At 73.3% G+C, this 18,589-nt stretch carries 13 protein-coding genes and 1 pseudogene; 5 read left to right on the forward strand and 9 right to left on the reverse strand.

Annotated elements, in window-relative coordinates; genetic code table 11:
- Positions 1 to 333: 333 nt before the first annotated feature.
- Positions 334 to 1,962, forward strand: coding sequence for a carbohydrate binding domain-containing protein (locus tag ABZ497_RS12130; RefSeq protein ID WP_359804603.1), 1,629 nt, complete (start codon positions 334 to 336; stop codon positions 1,960 to 1,962).
- Positions 1,963 to 2,019: 57 nt separating this feature from the next.
- Here ABZ497_RS12130 and ABZ497_RS12135 read toward each other — a convergent pair whose 3' ends face one another.
- Positions 2,020 to 3,399, reverse strand: a complete 1,380-nt coding sequence (locus ABZ497_RS12135) for a M1 family metallopeptidase (RefSeq protein ID WP_359804503.1) — start codon at positions 3,397 to 3,399, stop codon at positions 2,020 to 2,022.
- Positions 3,400 to 3,464: 65 nt separating this feature from the next.
- On the reverse strand, positions 3,465 to 7,346 hold the full coding sequence (locus ABZ497_RS12140) for a Pls/PosA family non-ribosomal peptide synthetase (protein ID WP_359804504.1): 3,882 nt from the start codon (positions 7,344 to 7,346) through the stop codon (positions 3,465 to 3,467).
- Between the two features lie 517 nt (positions 7,347 to 7,863).
- Here ABZ497_RS12140 and ABZ497_RS12145 point away from each other — a divergent pair.
- Entirely contained in the window at positions 7,864 to 8,016 is a 153-nt protein-coding gene (locus ABZ497_RS12145) for a hypothetical protein (RefSeq protein ID WP_359804505.1), read from the forward strand.
- Between the two features lie 394 nt (positions 8,017 to 8,410).
- On the forward strand, positions 8,411 to 10,012 hold the full coding sequence (locus ABZ497_RS12150; protein ID WP_359804506.1) for an FAD-binding oxidoreductase: 1,602 nt from the start codon (positions 8,411 to 8,413) through the stop codon (positions 10,010 to 10,012).
- A gap of 231 nt (positions 10,013 to 10,243) precedes the next feature.
- Here the strand turns inward: ABZ497_RS12150 and ABZ497_RS12155 are convergent, their stop codons facing one another.
- The 5 genes from ABZ497_RS12155 to ABZ497_RS12175 form a co-directional block, all read right to left on the reverse strand.
- Positions 10,244 to 10,801 (reverse strand): hypothetical protein, encoded by a 558-nt coding sequence (locus ABZ497_RS12155; protein WP_359804507.1) that lies wholly within the window; start codon positions 10,799 to 10,801, stop codon positions 10,244 to 10,246.
- 81 nt (positions 10,802 to 10,882) lie between these two features.
- Complete coding sequence (locus tag ABZ497_RS12160; RefSeq protein ID WP_359804508.1) at positions 10,883 to 11,314, reverse strand: SRPBCC family protein; 432 nt, start codon at positions 11,312 to 11,314, stop codon at positions 10,883 to 10,885.
- Between the two features lie 311 nt (positions 11,315 to 11,625).
- The gene (locus tag ABZ497_RS12165; protein WP_359804509.1) at positions 11,626 to 11,913 is read right to left on the reverse strand and encodes a hypothetical protein; all 288 of its coding nucleotides are present in this window, start codon (positions 11,911 to 11,913) and stop codon (positions 11,626 to 11,628) included.
- A 144-nt stretch (positions 11,914 to 12,057) separates the two neighbouring features.
- Positions 12,058 to 12,360 carry a DUF3040 domain-containing protein gene (locus ABZ497_RS12170; protein ID WP_359804510.1) on the reverse strand — a complete coding sequence of 101 codons (303 nt, stop codon included), beginning with the start codon at positions 12,358 to 12,360 and terminating at the stop codon, positions 12,058 to 12,060.
- 106 nt (positions 12,361 to 12,466) lie between these two features.
- A complete protein-coding gene (locus ABZ497_RS12175) occupies positions 12,467 to 13,816 on the reverse strand; it encodes a nucleotide disphospho-sugar-binding domain-containing protein (RefSeq protein ID WP_359804511.1) in 1,350 nt (449 codons plus the stop codon).
- A 990-nt stretch (positions 13,817 to 14,806) separates the two neighbouring features.
- On the opposite strand from ABZ497_RS12175, the gene ABZ497_RS12180 reads away from it, so the two are divergent.
- Complete coding sequence (locus ABZ497_RS12180; RefSeq protein WP_359804512.1) at positions 14,807 to 16,156, forward strand: glycosyltransferase family 4 protein; 1,350 nt, start codon at positions 14,807 to 14,809, stop codon at positions 16,154 to 16,156.
- Between the two features lie 167 nt (positions 16,157 to 16,323).
- Positions 16,324 to 16,482 (forward strand): annotated as a pseudogene (locus ABZ497_RS12185) (amine oxidase); the annotation flags it as partial.
- Here the strand turns inward: ABZ497_RS12185 and ABZ497_RS12190 are convergent.
- Together ABZ497_RS12190 and ABZ497_RS12195 are read right to left on the reverse strand one after the other, a co-directional pair.
- Positions 16,471 to 17,985 carry a cryptochrome/photolyase family protein gene (locus tag ABZ497_RS12190; RefSeq protein WP_359804513.1) on the reverse strand — a complete coding sequence of 505 codons (1,515 nt, stop codon included), beginning with the start codon at positions 17,983 to 17,985 and terminating at the stop codon, positions 16,471 to 16,473. The pseudogene ABZ497_RS12185 and the gene ABZ497_RS12190 sit on opposite strands and share 12 nt — an antisense overlap.
- Positions 17,982 to 18,515 (reverse strand): DUF4383 domain-containing protein, encoded by a 534-nt coding sequence (locus tag ABZ497_RS12195; protein WP_359804514.1) that lies wholly within the window; start codon positions 18,513 to 18,515, stop codon positions 17,982 to 17,984. Before ABZ497_RS12195 ends, ABZ497_RS12190 begins: the two co-directional genes overlap by 4 nt.
- Positions 18,516 to 18,589: the final 74 nt, after the last annotated feature.

Consider the following 18,589-nt stretch of genomic DNA (forward strand, 5'->3'; position numbering starts at 1 on the left):
CACGTTCCGGGGGAGGGGCCGGCGGCCGAAGGCCGCGCGGCCCCGGGGTCCACCAGGCACCCGGGGCCGCGCGGCCTTCGGCGTCCCCGGGCCGCGTCCCCGTTCGCTCTCCCGGCCCGTTCGCTCTCCCGGCGCTCCCCGCGCTCCGGCCCGCTCTCGGCCCCGTTCACCCGTCGCTCGCCGCCCGCTCACCGTCCGCTCGCCGGACGGTACTTGACAGCATGAATTGGTCCAGTCCATTTTGGGCTCCTCCCCGCACCTCCACCCCCACACCCCCACTGGAGGTCCCCGGTGCTCAAGCGCACCCGACTGCCCGCCGTCGGCGCGGCAGCCCTGCTCGCGGCCGCCGCCGCGTTCACCGCCCCCACCGCCGCCCACGCGGCGAACCAACTCGGCAACCCCGGCTTCGAGACCGGCACCCTGTCCGGCTGGTCCTGCGCCGGCGGACTCGGCTCGGTGGTCTCCACCCCCGTGCACGGCGGCGGCAAGGCGCTGGCGGGCGCCGCCTCCGCGAGCGACAACGCCAAGTGCACGCAGACCGTCGCCGTCCAGCCCAACACCACGTACTCGCTGTCCGGCTGGGTCCGCGGCAGCTATGTCTACCTCGGTGTCACCGGCGCCGGCTCCGCCTGGACCTCGGCCGCCGACTACACCCGGCTGAGCGTCTCCTTCACCACCGGCGCCACGCAGACCAGCGCGGAGGTCTATGTCAACGGCTGGTACGGCCAGGGCACCTACTACGCCGACGACCTGAGCCTGGACGGCCCAGGCGGCGGGACCCCGGGCGACACCCAGGCACCCACGTCCCCAGGCAACCTGCGCAGCACCGGCAAGTCCGCCACCGGCGTCACCCTCGCGTGGGACGCCGCCACCGACAACGTCGGCGTGACCGGCTACGACGTCTACCAGGGCGCCACCAAGGTCGCCACCACGACCGGCACCGGCGCGACCGTCGACGGGCTGACCGCCGCCACGGCGTACAGCTTCACCGTCAAGGCCCGCGACGCGGCCGGCAACACCTCCGGCTCCTCCGCCGCCCTCGTGGTCACCACCGACCCGGGCGGCGGCACCCCGACCGGGTTCAAGCAGGCCGCGCCCTACCTCTACAACGGCTGGGGCAACCCGCCGGCCCCCACGACCGTCATGAACGCCACCGGCGTGAAGTGGTTCACCCTGGCCTTCGTCCTCGCCCAGAACGGCTGCAACCCCACCTGGGACAGCCAGCGGCCGCTGCTGAACGGGGTCGACCAGGCCACCATCAAGGCCGTCCGCGCGGCCGGCGGCGACGTCGTCCCGTCCATCGGCGGGTGGAGCGGCAACAAGCTCGGCCCCAACTGCGCCACCACCGCCGATCTCGCCGGCGCCTACCAGAAGGTGATCGACGCCTACGGTCTGAAGGCGATCGACATCGACATCGAGAACACCGACGAGTTCGAGAACACCGTCGTCCAGGACCGCATCCTCGGCGCGCTCAAGATCGTCAAGCAGAACAACCCCGGCCTGCGCACCATCCTGACCTTCGGTACCGGCACCACCGGCCCGACCTCGTACGGGAACCGGCTGATCGAGCAGGCCAAGGCGCTCGGCGCGGACATCGACGTCTTCACCATCATGCCGTTCGACTTCGGCAACGCCTCCACCGACATGTACGCCGCCACCGTGAGTGCGGCGGAGGGCCTGAAGGCCAAGCTCAGGTCCACCTTCGGCTGGGACGACGCCACCGCCTACGCGCACGTCGGCATCTCCGGCATGAACGGCCTCAGCGACAACAACGAGGTCACCACCGTCCAGAACTGGACCGCGATCCGCGACTGGGCCAACAGCCACCACATCGCCCGGCTGGCCTTCTGGTCGGTGAACCGCGACCGCGGCTGCGCGGGCGGCGGCCTGCAGGAGACCTGCTCCGGCATCGCCCAGAACGACTGGCAGTTCACCTCCATCACGGCCGGCTTCACGGGCTGACACCCGGCCGGCGGTCCGGCCCGGGCCCCCTCACCGCGAGGGGTCCGGGCCGGACCGTCAGTAGCCCGGTCGCGGTGGGCCGGTCGGCCCGCTCAGCCCCCGCAGCGGCGGGAGCTCCGGGCGGTCCAGCCACGCGGTGAACAGGGGCTCCAGCGAGTGATCGGCGTAGCGCCCCGCATGGGCGCGCAGGTCGGCGGTGCCGACGACGCCGTGCCGGTGGGCGGTGGCCCACTCCCGGAGCATCGGGAAGAACGCGGCGTCGCCGAGGGTGAGCCGGAGCGCGTGGACGGTCAGGCCGCCGCGCTGGTAGAGCCGGTCGTCGAACATCAGCTTCCGGCCCGGGTCGGCCAGTCTGAGGTCCTGGGGGAGGCCGGCCAGCAGGGCGTGCGCGGCCGCCGCGTGCGTGGTGGCCGACGGGCCGCCGGCCCGCTCGGACCAGAGCCACTCCGCGTACTTGGCGAAGCCCTCGTTGAGCCAGATGTGGCTCCAGTCGGCGATCGACACGCTGTTGCCGAACCACTGGTGGGCCAGCTCGTGGGCGATCAGCCGCTCCCGCTCCCAGCCCCCGCCGAGGTGGTTGGTGCCGAAGGTGGCGACGCCCTGCGCCTCCACCGGGACGTCCAGCTCCTCGTCGGCGACGACCACCGTGTACTCGCCGAACGGGTAGGGGCCGAAGACCTCCTCGAAGTACGCGGTCATCCGCGGCTGCCGCCCGAAGTCCACCGCGAAGTCGCCGGCCACCCGCTCGGGCACGTACCCGGTCTGCCGGACGGCCGGGCGCTCGGCGAGCACGACCGGCCGGTACTGGCCGATCGAGACCGTCACCAGGTACGTCGAGGTCGGTGCGCTCTGCTCGTACACCCAGGTCGTGCTGGAGGCGTGCGTGGTGCGGGTGAGCAGCCGGCCGCCGACCACCACGGTGTACGCGGACGGCGTGGTCACCGCTATCTGGTAGGTCGCCTTGTCGGCGGGCCGGTCGTTGCACGGGAACCAGGACGGCGCGCCGACGGGCTGGCTGGCGACCAGCGCGCCGTCGGTCAGCTCCTCCCAGCCGAGGCCGCCCCACGGGCTGCGCATTGGCCGCGGGTTCCCGGTGTAGTGCACCTCGACCGTGAACGCGGCGCCGGCCGCGAGCGCCTTGACCGGCCGCACCCGCAGCTTGCCGGCCCGGTGGGTGTACCGGGCGGCCTTGCCGTCCACCAGGACCCGGCCGATCCGGAACTCGGCGAGGTCGAGCGCGAACTCGGGCAGCGACGTCCCGGCGACCGCGCTCAGTCGCGCGGTGCCGCCCAGCCGGTTGGGCCCGGGGCGGTAGTCCAGGGCGAGCTCGTAGCGGTGCACCCGGTAGCGGGTGTCCCCGCTGTTCGGGAAGTACGGGTCCGGGGCGGCGGCGCGGGCCGCCGAGGCGTGCTGGTGGTTCACCGGGCGGGGTTTCACCGGGTCGTGCGCTCCCTGCGAACTGGGGGACGTGGAGGTGGCGGGCGGGTCGGAGGGGGCGGCGGTCACGAGGTGGCCTGCCACACCTCGATCGGGTTGCCCAGCCACCGCGTGTCGGCGGGGACGGACTCGGCGCGCATCACCAGCGAGGCCGGGCCCAGGGTGCTGCGTGCGCCCACCGTACTGCCGGGCAGCACGATGCCGCCCGGGCCCAGGGTGGCGCCCTCGCGGAGGATGACAGTATCCATCCGCATGATCCGGTCGTGGAAGAGGTGGGTCTGCACCACGCAGCCCCGGTTGATGGTCACTCCGTCACCGAGGGTGACCAGGTCCGCCTCCGGCAGCCAGTAGCTCTCGCACCAGACACCCCGCCCGACCCGCGCGCCGAGCGCCCGCAGCCAGACGTTCAGGACCGGCGTGCCCGGGACCGCGCCCACCAGCCACGGCACCGCCAGGACCTCGACGAAGGTGTCCGCGAGCTCGTTGCGCCAGACGAAGCCGCTCCAGAGCGGGTGCTCGACCGCCCGGAACCGCCCGACCAGCAGCCACTTCGCGGCCACCGCGACCACGCAGGCCGCCCCGCCCGCCGCGAGCAGCACCAGCCCGGAGAGCAGCGCCGCCGCCACCGGGGACCAGTTCGCCGACAGCCAGGAGAGCGACGCGAGGGTCAGCGCACCGAGCGCGCCGGAGGCCAGCACCGGCAGCAGCCGGGCCACCTCCACCAGCCCGCGGGCCCAGAGCAGCCGGGCCGGCGGCTCGTAGGTGAGGCTCTGGTCGGCCTGGTCGGCCGAGCGCGGCAGCCGCATCGGCGGCATGCCCAGGTAGGAGCTGCCCTTCTTGGCCTTCTTCGGCGTCGCCGACAGCACGCCCACCAGCCCGCGCGCCGGGACGGCCCGCCCGGGAGCGGTCATCCCCGAGTTGCCGAGGAACGCCCGCTCACCGACCTTCGCCTCACCGAGCCGCAGCCACCCGCCGCCCAGCTCGTACGGGGCGATCAGGGTGTCGTCCGCCAGGAACGCGCCGTCCCCGACCGTGGTCAGGCTCGGCAGCGCCAGCACGGTGGACACCTCGGCGCCCCGGCCGACCTTCATCCCCAGCGCCCGCAGCCACAGCGGCGTGACCAGACCCGCGTACAGCGGGAACAGGATCTCGCGGGCCTGGTCCATCAGCTGGGTGACCGTCCAGGCCTGCCAGCCGATCCGGCCGTGCAACGGGTGCACGCCCGGGGCCAGCCCGATGCTGAGCAGCCGCACGGCCGCCACCAGCTGCGCCGCGTACACCAGGCCGTAGGCCAGGGTGGCCGGGAGGAGGCCGAGCAGGGCGCCGCCGAGCGCGGCACCGAGGTCCTGGCCGGGCTGGACGAAGCGGGACAGCACCACGAGCCCGGCGAGGGCGGGCAGCACCGGCAACAGGCTGAGCGCTGTGCCGCTGGCGCCGAAGAGCGCCGCCCAGCGCGCCTGGCGGGCCGGCCGGTCCTTCGGCCAGGTCCGCTCGGCCCGGCCCAGCTTGGCGGCGGGCGCGCCGCCCCAGCGCTGGCCGGTCGGCACGTGCCCGGTGACGCTGGAACCGGCCACCACGTGCGACCGCTTGCCGACCCGGGCGCCGGGCAGCAGGGTCGAGCGGGTGCCGACCACGGCCCCCGAACCGACCTTGACCTGGCCGACCTCCAGCCGGTCGCCGTCCAGCCAGTAGCCGCAGAGGTCGACCTCGGCCTCGACGGCGCAGCCCCGGCCCAGCTTGAGCATCCCGGTCACCGGCGGCATCGAGTGCAGGTCCACCTCCGGGCCGACCTTGGCGCCGAGCGCCCGCGCGTAGCGGGTCAGCCAGGCTCCGGAGAGCGAGGTCGCGCCACTGACCTCGGCCAGCCGCTCGGCGGTCCAGAGCCGTAGATGGGCGCTGCCGCCGCGCGGGTAGCTGCCGGGCCGCAGGCCGCGCAGCAGCAGCCGGGCGCCGCCGGCCGCGATGGCGAGCCGGCCGGCCGGGGAGAACAGCGCCAGCGCGCCCGCGCCGACCACCCACCACGAGGCGGTCGGTGCCCAGGGGTAGTCGCCGAACCAGGCGAGCACATTGCCGAGGGTGAGCAGGGCGACCGTCCAGCGCAGGCCGACCACGGTGAAGAGCGGAATCAGCAGGAGCAGCTGGAGCAGCTTTGCCCTGGTCGGCACCAGGGCGACGGTGCGGGTCTCGCCGCTGTCCGCCACCGACCGCTCCAGATGGCGGGCGAGCTTGCGCAGCGTCGGCTGCTGGTAGATGTCCAGCACGGCGGCGCTCGGGTAGCGGGCGCGCAGCAGGGTGGTGAGCCGGGCGGCGGCCAGGCTGCCGCCGCCGATGGCGAAGAAGTCCTCGCGCGGGCCGCCGACCGGCACGCCGAGGATCTCGGTCCACTGCTCGGCCAGCCAGGCCTCGGTGCCGTAGAGCTGCTCGGTGGGCCCGGCGGTCTCCAGGTCGGGCAGCGGCCAGGGCAGCGCGTTGCGGTCGACCTTGCCGGACGTACGGGTGGGCAGGGACTCCACGGAGGCCAGCAGGGGCACCAGAGCCGCGGGCAGCTCGGCGCGCAGCCGCTCGACCGAGGCCTCCCGGTCCCAGCCGTCCTTGGTGACCAGGTAGCCGACCAGCAGCTGGTTGCCGCCGCGGGCGGTCCGCACGGCGGCGGCCGCACCGGCGACGCCCGGCAGGGCCTGCAGCGCGGCGTCGACCTCGCCGAGTTCGATCCGGCGCCCGCCGAGCTTGATCTGCTCGTCGCTGCGGCCGAGGAAGAGCAGGCCCTCGGGGTCGGCCTCGACGAGGTCGCCGCTGCGGTAGGCGCGGTCCCAGCCGAGCGAGGGCAGCGGCGCGTACTTCTCGGCGTCCTTGACCGGGTCCAGGTAACGGGCCAGACCGACGCCGCCGATCACCAGCTGGCCGGTGCCGCCCGCGGCGACCGGCTCGCCGGCCTCGTCGACCACGGCGAGGTCCCAGCCGTCCAGCGGCAGGCCGATCCGGACCGGACCGTCGCCGGTGAGCAGCGCGGCGCAGGCCACCACGGTCGCCTCGGTCGGGCCGTAGGTGTTCCACACCTCGCGGCCCTCGGTGACCAGCCGCTGCACCAGCTCGGGCGGGCAGGCCTCGCCGCCGAAGATCAGCAGCCGGACCTCGTTCAGTGCCTCGGCGGGCCAGAGCGCGGCCAGCGTCGGGACGGTGGAGACGACGGTGATCTCCTGCTCGGCGAGCCACGGGCCGAGATCGGCGCCGCTGCGCACCTGCGAGCGGGGGACGGGCACCAGGCAGGCGCCGTAGCGCCAGGCCAGCCACATCTCCTCGCAGGAGGCGTCGAAGGCGACGGAGAGGCCGGCCATCACGCGGTCGCCCGGGCCGATCGGCTCCTCCTGGAGGAAGAGGGCGGCCTCGGCGTCGACGAACGCGGCGGCGTTGCGGTGGGTGACGGCGACGCCCTTCGGCCGGCCGGTCGAGCCGGAGGTGAAGATGATCCAGGCGTCGTCGGCGGGGGTCGGCCGGGTGTCCGCGGGGACGGCGGGCCGGGGGTCGCCGGTGAGGGTCAGGACGCGCTCGGCCCCGAGCACGCCGGCCACGGCGGCCTCCTCGAAGACGAGCTGGGCGCGCTCGTCCGGGTCCTCGGCGTCCACCGGGACGTAGGCGGCGCCCGCGGCCAGTACGGCGAGGATGGCGATGTAGAGGTCGTTGGTGCCGGAGGGGACGCGGACGCCGACCCGGTCACCGGGGCCGATCCCGGCGCCGTTCAGCCGGTGGCGCAGCTGCTCGACCTCGGCGGCGAGTGCCCGGTAGCCGAGGACGGTGTGCCCGTCGTCCAGGGCCGGCTCGTTGGGGTGGGCGCGGACGGCGGCGTCCAGGATGTCGACCAGGGTGCGCGGGGCCGGAGCCGGGCGACCGGGGAAGAGGGCCTGCGGGGCCCGCGCGGTCTGTTCTGTGTGGCTCGGTTCAGCGGTCATGGCTGCCGTGCGCTCCTCGTCCTCGCCCCTGGTTCCGACCGTGTCCGGCCCTTGGGGCGGTGGGACCACTCAGTCTATCGGGTGACCCCACTCCGGGGCCGGAGCGGACAACCTCACCGATGGTAGCCCCGTGTGATGAACGGCGTACTGCCCGACACTCTGCTCAACTGGCCTTGAACTGAATGAATCTGACGTTGCATCAGCTCGTAACTGGGCCTACTCGTGGTAGATGTGACGACCCGTCAGCGACCTTGACGGATCGTCAGTTCGGAATTTCGATGGTGAGCCACGCCACACGGATCGTGCTCCCTCCGGGTGACGGGGGCTGTTCCGGGGGCCTCGCGGGCGCCTCCCGCAGGGGTCGGGGACCGGTTCTCGGCGGGTCCAGGGCGCCTTCCAGCCCCGTTCGGAAGGCGCCCTGGGCGGACCTCCGGACTCCCGGGGGCGCGCGAGCCGTCCCGGGTGAGAGCGCGGCCCGCGCCGGCGTCCGCGCCTTCATTGCCGGGCAGGGCCGGGCGTGGCGGATCCGGCGGGCCGCACCCTCGCCCTGCTGGCCTGCGTGGACGGGCTGGTCTTCGACCGGCTCGTCGCCGGAGGGGGAGTCCGGCCGGACGAGATCCGCGGGCTGGTCGTGGCCGCCCTGCGCGGGCCCGACGACGTCGACGGGTGACCAGGCCGACCCCGCCGATGACGGCCGGCAGGGTCGTCCAGTGGCCGAGCGCAGGGAATTCGCCCGCGCGAGGCGCATTCATCATATTGGCGTTCTTATTTCGCATCACATTCTCCGAGGGTCGTGCGGCCCGGGGTGCGAGGCACGGAATCGAGCTGTCACCCCGGGGCCCGGGGTCGACGAGGGGACATTAACCGGCGCCACTGACAATGGCTCTGAGTCGGGAGGGTTCGAAGGGGGATTGAAAAGGACGTACAGTCACACTAATTCGTACAGGTATTCACATGGGCGAATGCCCGTGCTAGCGTGCGGACGCCAGCTTCTCAGAATCGAGAAAGTGGGTCCTGGCATGAGTCAAGAATTCTCTCGCCGCGGGTTCCTGGGCAGTGCCGGAATGGCTGCCGCCGGGGTTTCCGCCGTTTCGTTGGGGGTCGGCGCGGCCGGCCCGGCCGCGGCCGATTCGGCCGGCGCCCCCGGCGCCCCCGGCGTCCTCGGCGGGCAGTCGGTGCTCCCGGGCGATCCGCGGTACCAGACGCTCAGTCAGGGCTTCAATCAGCGCTGGTCCAGCAGACCGGCCTACATCCGGCTGGTGGGGAGCGACGCGGACGTGGTGGCGGCGCTGAAGACCGCGCTCGACAAGGGGCTGCGGCCGACGATCCGGGGCGGCGGGCACTGCTACGAGGGGTTCGTCGACAACGACCGGGGCGTCATCCTCGACCTCAGCACTCTGCGCGGTGTCCGCGCGGCGCGGGACAAGTTCGGCGCCCCCACCTACTGCGTCGAGGGCGGCGCGACCAACTGGGACGTCTACACCAGCCTGTTCCGGACGTACGGCGTCACGCTGCCCGCGGGGTCGTGCTACTCGGTCGGGGCGGGCGGTCACGTCAGCGGCGGCGGGTACGGGCTGCTCTCCCGAAGAGACGGGCTGACCGTCGACCACCTCGTCCAGGTGGACGTGGTCACGGTCCGCGGCGGCACGGTGGAGCTGACCACGGCCCACCGGGACGACCCCGCGACCTCGCCGGAGAGCGACCTCTTCTGGGCGCACACCGGTGGGGGCGGCGGAAACTTCGGCGTCGTCCTGCGCTACCACTTCGCCGCCCGCCTCCCCAAGCCGCCGCCACGGGTCTGGCTGAGCAGCGTGGCCTGGTCCTGGGCGGACCTGCTCAAGCACCCGGAGGACTTCCGCCGCCTCGTGGAAAACTTCGGATCCTTCTTCGCCCAGCACAGCGGTCCGAAGGAGACGGTCTACCGGGGCCTCTTCGCGATCCTCAAACTCACCCACCGGACGAACGGGAACGTCGTCCTGCTCAGCCAGTGGGACGAGGACGATCCGGCGCCGCTGGAGGAGTTCCTGGCCGCGATGGAGGCCGGGCTGACGAGCAGGGCCGTGGTCCAGAGCTACGCCGCCGGGGGCGTGCTCCTGCCGTATCCGGACAAGCGCCGACAGATGCCGTGGTTCCAGGCCACCATGACGCTGAACCCCTCCGGGGCCAATCAGCGCGGCAAGTACAAGTCCGCCTACCACCGGCGGCGCTTCACCCCCACACACATCGACGCCTTCTGGGAGTGGCTGACCAAAACCGTCCCCGGCGTGGATCTCACCCAGACGCTGGTCCAGATCGACTCCTACGGCTGTCGGATCAACGAGCACAAGCCCGCCGAAGCCGCGATCCCCCAGCGCGACTCCGTGATGAAGCTCCAGTACCAGACCTACTGGACCGACCCCGCGCAGGACGCCGCGCACCTGGCCTACCTCGGCGGGCTCTACCAAGCGGTCTACAGGGCCACCAACGGCATCCCGGAGATCGACACGGACACCGACGGCGCCTATGTGAACTACCCCGACGTCGACCTCGGAACGGCCGACCAGAAACAGCCGGCCTACCAGCGGCTCTACTACAAGCAGAACTACGCCCGACTGCAGCGGGCCAAGAAGACCTGGGACGAGACGAACGTCTTCCACCACGCCCAGTCGATCACCTTGCCGTCCTGACCGCACACACAGAGCCATGTCGACCATCCGGTAAGTAGGTGATATCGGGGCGAATGGTGTGAGCAAAGAGGTCGACGTGGCTTTCTGCCCCGAGCGCTGGAGGGCGGCCGGACCTCCTCGCAGCGGCGGTGCAGGTTCGACGTGCCGTGGGCTGATCTCTCAGGTGTTCGCGCATCTGTGAGGGTGGACTCGGACTGATGCTGACTTCTGCTGGTCTAAGCCGATGGTGAGTCAGGTCTGATCGGCGTAGGCGGAAGCTGTTCGAGCAGGAGCGGTCGGAGAGGCCGGGCGAGGGCTGGAATCGCTCTGCGGCGCCTCTGCATGAGTATGTGCGGAAATGGCCTGGCTGCTGATCGGTACCCGGGCGGCCTGGTGTGCGGGCCCGGGAGCGAGCTGAAGGCGGAGGCGGCTGGGATGGCCACCTCCATGCGGATCCTGGTCCTGGGTGACAGTTGGTCGAGCACCGCCGAGACCCGGATTCCCGGGTCCGCGCCGGGCGGCAGCGGCGGTACCGTTCCGGCGAGGGCGCTGTGCGAAGCCGGTGTCCAGGCGCGGCAGGCGTGCGTCCACCAGGGTGAAACCCTGTCGGCGGTGCTCGGCGCGCACCGATTCGAGCCAGGCGGCCAGGGCGGCCTCGGCAGCCCGGTAGGCAGCGGTTCCCGACAGCTGGCGCTCTACGATGACGCCGGTCAGCGCCCCGATCACACCGGTGGCGTCCATCACCAGCAGCCGCCATCCGCCGAACTCCACCGCCGAACTCCACCGCCGAACTCCACCGCCGAACTCCACCGCCGTCTCCTCCCAGGGCGAGCGACGCAGGCCGGCTGCGCGCGTGCGACCCGCACGCACCGGATTCCCCGCCGGGGTGGGTCACCGTTGGGCCAGCACCCGGGGAAGGCGCTCGGCGACCGCATTCGCGAGACGCTCGAACTCGGCCCGCAGGAACGGCGCCGCAAGGCGCGCCAGGCCGTGGAAGTGCAACGACGCGCGGTAGACCACGAGCGTTCGGCCCTCGGTTGCGCGGACCGTGATGTCGTCCGTGGCCGTGACGGTACGGTTGTGTCCGACGAATACCAGCCGGGCGGGCCCGTACTCCTCCAGGCGGTAGTCCAGGTCGGTTTGCCGCCCTCGGAACCGCGAGGTGTTGCGCCAGCGCGCACCTACCACGAGCGGACCGGGGTCCAGGCGCACGCAGGCCACGGTGCCCGGATCCCACTCCACTGTGTTGTCGAAGTCCGCCAGGTACCTCACCACCTCCCCGGCAGGGCGCCCGATCACCATGCTCCGTTCGACGCTGATCATCAGTTCGCCTTTCCGTCGTGGCCCGCCGCTTTGCGGGCTGCCGCTGTCTTGTGCGATGGCCGGGCCGGGTCCACCGTCACCGGTTCGATGATCATCCGTACCTCCCCTGCTGGCGTTCAGGCCTCGGATGGTGCGCTCCTGGCGGTGGGGCGGGGAACTCGCAGCGTTGCTGCACTGGAGATCGGCGGAGCTGCCGGGGACCGGTACCGCGGCCGTCTGCGAGCTGCTCCGTCGGGGCTTACGAGGGTGAGTGAAGCGCTGCGGGCCCCGCAGGTATTGTCCTGCGGGGCCCAGGCGGCGGCTCGGGCCGGTCACCCGGTCTTGTCGCCCGGGTGGTCGAGCCACGCGCTCCGCCGACCCTTGGAGGAGACGGTGGGCGCCTCGCGTTCGTACCCGGCGAGTGCCAGCCCGAGCCCGAAGAACGTGGGCGCCCACTCGCCCACAAAGATGCCCCACCGGTCGGCGCGTTCAACGCCGGCCTGTTCGGCCTTCATCGACGCGATCCAGCTCAGCAGGGACAGGCCGATGGATCCGAATGCCGCCGCGTAGGCGTGTTCGCTGGTGATTCCGGCTTCGTGGAGTCGTCGCACGATGGCCATGACTTCCCTCCGACGTGCTCGAATCGGTCTTGGGCTTTCAGCCTGAGAGCAGGCTCGTTGGTCCGGTAGTCGCATCGTTGGTGCATCGTCCGCCCTCCCGCCGTCCGGCCCGGCGCGATCCCTTCCTGCGAGCAGCCGGCGCCATCAGCCGGCGCGCAGTAGTGTCAGGCGCCGGAAGACGAGCGGGAGCACGGGCGCGGACCCGCCCGCGCCGGCTTCGGCAACGGGTGTGGTGGCAGCACCCGAGCCCGCCAACAGCGCGCAGGCGGCAGTCGGGGCGGCCAGGGCCGAGGCTGCGGCGGCCAGGAAACGGGGCCGGTGCCACAGGCGCGTCCGCAGACCCGGGGGAACTGCGAGCAGACGCTCCAGCGCCGGATCCTCCCGCCGGAGGTGGGACTCGATGCCGTCGAGCAGCCGCTGCTCGCGGCCGGTCAGGGGAGTGCGCATGGTGCGGCCACCTTTGGTTCGCCGGTTGCGATACAGCATCCGTTCGCTGCGGCGTGGCGCCGGTCGCAGCGTTTGCGTGAACCGACTTGGTGGCGTGCCGAAGGCGTCAGGGGCGGGTCGGCATGGACTGCAGGAGTTCTCGGGCGGCCCAGGCGGGGCCGCGTGGGTGCGGGCGGGCGGGTAGGGCCTCGGTGGGTTGTGGTGGTGCGGCGAGGAAGGCGGCGACGGCGTGGCCGGCGGCGTCCGGGGTGAGGGTGTTGGGGTCCAGGCAGCGGCCGGCTCCGGCGCGTTCGGCGTCGTGGGCGATGGCGAACTGGTCGCTGGAGAACGGCAGGACCAGAGCGGGCACGCCGGCGTGCAGGCACTCCGTGAAGGAGTTGTTGCCGCCGTGGTGGACCATGGCGGAGGCGTGCGGGAGCAGTTCCTGTTGCGGGATCACCGAGGCGACGTGCAGCCGTTCCGGGTCGGCGTCGCGCAGTGCCGGGTCGGCCGCGACGGCGGCGACGCGGTCCCCGGCGGCCATGATCACCGAGGCCGGGGTGTGCCGGAGGATCCCGGCCGCGGCGGTGGTCAGGACGTCGTCGCGGGCGGACAGGAACGTGCCGAGGGCCAGCAGTACCAGCGGGCGCCCGTCCGTCGTCAACCGGGCGAGCACGGCCTGCCAGTGCTCGTCCAGCGGGTCCGGGCCGGCGTCGGACAGCAGGTGCCCGGCGTACAGGGCCCGGGGGCCGGCCGGGGCTGGCGGCAGCCACGGCAGACTCGGGTAGTTGAAGACGACGGCGTGCGGCGAGCACAGGGTGAACGCCCGCTCGGGCGCAGGTCGGCCCGGCGCCTGGCGGCGGACGACCGCCTGGAACGCGGCGGTGAACGCGGTGTCGTTCGCCGCCGCCGCGTCGCGCAGTCGCGCGAGGTCGGCGGCGGCCGGACGCAGGGTGTCCGGCCAGGCGTGGGGGAGCCCGAAGAAGGCGTCGGGGGAGGCCGGCAGGTAGCTGGGGTGACCGGGGCAGAAGGTGGCGTAGGGCAGGTCGAGGCAGTGCAGGGCGAGGGTCGCGGAGTAGGAGAGCTGATCGACGAGGTACCAGTCCGGGCGCAGGCGCCGGTCGAGGTCGGCGAGGCCGCGCAGGACGTCCTCGGGGTCGGGAAGCATGTCGGCGCGGCGGTGGCGGGCCTGGACGAGGAGGGTCGCGGTCGGGCCGTGGTGGGTGGCGTCGAGGAAGTCGCGCAGGCGAGCGGCCTCGGCCCGGCCCTGCCGGGTCGCTTCGGCGACGCCGGTGTTGGCGTTGCGGGTAACTGCCAGTTCGGCGAACCCGAGGCCGGCGCGGGTCGCGAGGTCGGCGAACGCGGGGGTGCAGGCGAAGTCGACGCGGGCGCCGTACCGCTTCAGCGCGGAGCCGAGCGCGGCCAGCGGCCGGGCGTGGGAGTGGAAGGGCGGGCTGATCACGACGACGCGGGCCATGCTGTCCTCCTTCGGGGTGTCGCCGCGCGAGCGGCCTTCGATGATGCCGGGAGCCCGGTGCCACGTCCGGGCGACCGGTGCTGCCCCGGGCGGAAGCTCGTGCCACCGATGCCGTCGATACCGGCCCGGACAGGGTACGTGGCGCCGGTCGCGGCCTGGGCCCAAACCGTTGTGCGGCCCGGCTCCGAAGGCGCCGTCGAACGGACAGCGGCACGGGAGGAAACGCGATGACCCACCACCTGACACCGGCCTTGGCAGCACCTCCGCGAAGCGGGCTCGCCGGCGCCGGGGCACTTGCCGCTTGGCGCAGGTGCCACTGGGCCGAGGACCTCAGCGCGGTACCCGGCCGCGACCTGCTCAGCCGACTGGCCCGGGCCGAGTACGGCGGGTCCTGCGGCCGCCCGGACGCGGCGCTGTCCGTCGCCGACCGGCGAACGGCGTGGCTTCGCCGGCTCGTCCGGCGCGAGAGCACGGTTCCGGCGTGGATCCTGGCCGCCGCCGGGGCGGCGCCGGATCTCCAGGTGTGGGAGCGGACCGCCCTCGCGGAAGCCTGGGAACGCAGCGCCCGCCTCGACGCAGGGGCGAGCGCCACCGCCGAGATCCGCCGCCGGCTGCTCGCCGATCCCGGCCCGGCGGAGACCGGATTCCTGCTGGACGTGGCGGACGCGAACGGGCTGCGACCGCTCTCATCCGTGGAAGCCCTCCAGCACCGGGCCCCCGGCCGCAGGGCGGCTCACGCGCTGTGGCGCTACCTGTCGGGGGTGCCCGGCGGCCACCGCCTGCTGCCTGACCCCGGTGAGGGCAGGGACGGCTACGAGCGGCTCCTGCTCGCCGCCTGCGGCTGGGCGGGCCGACCCCGCGGACCCGTCCGGCCGGCGGTTCAGGGCGGCGTTCGCGGTCCTGGAAGAGCCCCCGCCGGGATCCCTGGTCGTCGCGCAATCGATGCTGCTGGGCCGACTGGAGGAACCCGGCGCCGGACTCAGCGGCGGCATGAGCGTGCTCCTCACCGGGCTGGGCCCGTCCCTGACCGCACAGAACAGCGTCGCCCGGGTTCTCACCCTCACCACGGCCCGGCCCACGGAAGCCGACCGCTGCGACCTGGCCCAGCCATCGGGCCGATCCCATCTGCTGGTCCGGCTGCCCGTCGACTCGCCGCAGCCGCTGGATCCGCACACCGCCGTCGAGCACCAGGCGGCACTGGCCTGGTGGACCGCCCGGATCTTCGAACTCCCGGGCTACCGCCCGGACATCACGCACGTCAGATTCGCTGATGACGCCTCACTCGCCGTCGCCCGCACCGCCCGCCGCCGCGGCGCGAAACTCGCGTTCACCGTCACCCCCGACCCCCACCGCACGATCGACGAACGGCACGCCGGCCTGCCACCGGAGCACACTGGCGACGCGGCCCGCGCGCTGCGCCTGGACCTGCACCGGATCTTCGTCGCCGACTGTCTCGTGGCGCGCGCCGACCTGCTGGTGGCCATGCCCGCGGCACCAGGAGGGCAGGAGCTCGCGGCGCACTTCCCCCAGCTGGCGGAGCGCCCGGTGCACATCCAGCCCGAGGGCATCGCCCCCTTTCATCCCGCCGCGGCCGACGACGACACGGCACACGGCCAGCTGGCCCGCCTGTACGGCGGCGCGAGTGCGAGCGGCCTTGAAGCCGAGGACCGCGAACTGCCGCTTCTGCTCTGTGTAGGACGGCTCCACCCCGTCAAGCAGCAGGAGCACCTGGTGAAAGCCTGGGTCCTCGCGGGCCTGCACCACCGCACCACGCTGCTGCTGGTCGGAGGATCCCCCACGGTCCCGACCCCGGACGAAGCGGCGGTCCGCGCCCGGCTCGCTCAGCACCTGGCGACCGATCCCGTGGCCGAGCGGCGCGCCGCCCTGTGGCCCGCGCTGCCCAACCGGCAGGTGCGGCTACTGGAGAGGGCGCTGGCGCAACGCGGGCCAGGAACCGTCCTGTATGTATGCCCCAGCGCCAAGGAGGAGTTCGGCCTGGCTGTACTGGAAGCCATGGAGGCGGGCCTTCCGGTGGCCGCCCCGCAGCGCGGCGGGGCCTCCCACTACCTGCACGACGGCGTCAACGGACGACTGCTGGCCACCCATTCGGTCGAGCGGCTCGCCGACGGCCTGCGCTCCCTGGTCTCCACCCCCGTGCCGGAACTGGCGGCGATGGCAGAAGCCGGAGCCGCGACGGTGCGCGAGCGGCTGGGCATCGACGCCATGGCCGCGTCCCTGGCCGACGCCTACCGGACCACGTGCGGCGCCAGCCGCCCCGCGGACCAGCCGCAGCGTGCGGAGGGAAAGAGCGGCGAGCGCGATGTCACGGGACGTAGTTGAGGTGATTCCACCTGGTACGGAGCGGCATGGCGCGCGGCACCCTCTGCCTGCCGCAGGACGGCATGGGGGCCGTCCCGGGGCAGCCCCGGCGGCCAGGCTGCCGACGGGGCAACTCTTGCTCGGCGTGGGAGCCGCCGGCCACCGGATCGCCGAAGCGCTCTCGGCGGCTGCGGCCCCCGCGGTCGCTCAGCCGTCGCACGCGCTTCGCGCCGGGCCGCCACGTGTGCGGGGACCACCGGGCGACGCCCTCGGTCCAGGGCGCGCCGGCGTCGGGGAGGCGGGCGGCCCGGGAAGTGGCGGCGGACCTGGCCGCCTCACGGCGGTGACTGGCCGCGGGTGTGTTCGGCGGCCAGGACTTCGGACAGGCCGGTCAGCCGGTGCAGGCCGGCGGCGGCCCGGGCGGTGCGGTGGTTGGCGGCGAGGAGGTCCTGGTGGCGGTGGACGAAGGCCCAGTAGCCGGTGGTGAAGGGGCAGGCGCGGTCGCCGAGGCGTTCGGTGGGCTGGTAGCGGCAGGGGCGGCAGTGGTTGCCCATGCGGTTCAGGTAGGCGCCGCCGGCCGCGTAGGGCTTGGTGGTGATCAGGCCGCCGTCGGCGAACTGGGACATGCCGACCACGTTGGCGGTCATCACCCAGTCGTAGCCGTCCACGAAGCAGCGGTGGAACCAGTCAGTCAACTCCCGTGGGTCCCAGCCGTGCTGGAGGGCCCAGTTGCCGAGCACCATGAGCCGGGGGATGTGGTGGACCCAGCCGTGGTCGCGGACCTCGGCGAGGACGTGGGACAGGCAGCGGGCGGTGACGGCATCGGCGTCCAGGTCGCGGAACCAGCTGGGAAGAGGTTCGTGGTGGCGGAGGCGGTTGGCGTCTCGGTATCCCTCGCCGAGGTGCCAGTAGAGCTGCCAGACGTACTCGCGCCAGCCGACGATCTGTCGTACGAATCCCTCGGCACTGTTGAGCGGTACCCGGCCCGCCCGGTACGCGGTCTCGGCGGCACGCGCGCATTCGCGGGCGTCGAGCAGGCCGAGGTTGAGCGGGACGGACAGGGCGCTGTGGGCCAGCCACGGGTCGGCGAGGAGCATGGCATCCTCGTAGCGGCCGAAGTCGGCCAGGCGGTGGGCGACGAAGTGCGCGAGCGCCCGCTCGGCCTCCGGCCGGGTCGCGGCGAAGCGGCGCGGGCCGTCCCGGCCGACGAAGGCGACCTCCCCGGCGCGCTCCCAACGGTCCAGATCGGCCCGGACCTCCTCGTCGATGCCGTCCTCCTCGGGCTCGAACGGGGCCGGCAGCGGCAGGGCGGTAGCTCCCCTCGGCGGCGGTTCGCGGTTGTCCCGGTCGAGGTTCCAGCGGCCGCCGACCGGGCTGCCGTCCGGTTCAAGCAGCAGGTGCTCGGCGCGGCGCACCCGGTGGTAGAAGTCCTCCATGAGCAGCCGCCGCTCGCCGGGTTCGCCGGCCCAGCGGCGGAAGTCGGCGAAGGGGACCAGGAAGCCGCGTGGCGGCAGCACCCTGACCTGGTCGAGGTCGCGCACCAGGCCGAGGGCAGCGCGCGAGGTCGGGTGGCAGACGGTGGTCCGGCGACGGCCTACGGCCTTCGCCAGGCCCTCGCGGTAGGTGTCGGCCCGGACGTAGCGCACCCGGTCGCCGAGCGCCTCGGCGGCGTGGCGCATCGCCGACAGGACCAGATGCGCCTTGGCCCGGTGGAACCGCCGCCGGCGAAGCACCGAGCGGGCCTCGATCATGACCACCGGCGCGTCCGGGTCCGGGCCGCCCTCGCCCGGGGCGAGAAAGTGCGGCCCGAGCTGGTCGCCGAACAGCCAGTGCGGGCACGGGCCGCTCACACCGGCCGCCCGGGGAGTACCGGCGGCCGGGAGCCGTCGGGGAGGGCCGGCGCACTGTCCCGGTCGGCGGGTCGGGGGTGGCGCTGGCGCCAGTAGGGGTTGTCGAGGGGCAGCTTGCCGCTGACGCGGCCGTACATGCCGAAGGTGGCGATCACCAGGCCCATGGCGAAGCTGAAGAGCACGTTCTGGATGCGGAAGGCCAGGATGTTGGCGGGCGAGTCCAGCAGGACGAGGTTGACGAAGCCGCTGAGGACGAACAGCGCGCCGACGGTGATGTTGACCGTGGAGGCCGCGTTGCCGCCGATCAGCGCGCCGGCGATCAGTACCACGGCCGTCACCACCGAGACCAGGCTGAGCAGGCCGTTGCTGGACAGGCCGGCGATCCGCTCGCCGCTGGTGCTGAAGAACGCCAGACCGTTCGTGAGCCCGAGGCAGCCGAAGACCAGTAGCGCCGCTCCGCACAGGCCGGCGCCCGCGCGGTAGATCTGCGAGAGGTGATTGTCGACCGGAAGTTCGTCGTGCAGCTTCATGGTCCGCTCCCGTTCCGAGTGAGTCCATGGCCGCCGTGCGGCCCGTGGCGAGCATTGGCCGCGGTAAGCTCCCG

This window comes from Kitasatospora sp. NPDC005751 (assembly GCF_040630835.1).
Taxonomy (GTDB): Bacteria; Actinomycetota; Actinomycetes; order Streptomycetales; family Streptomycetaceae; genus Kitasatospora.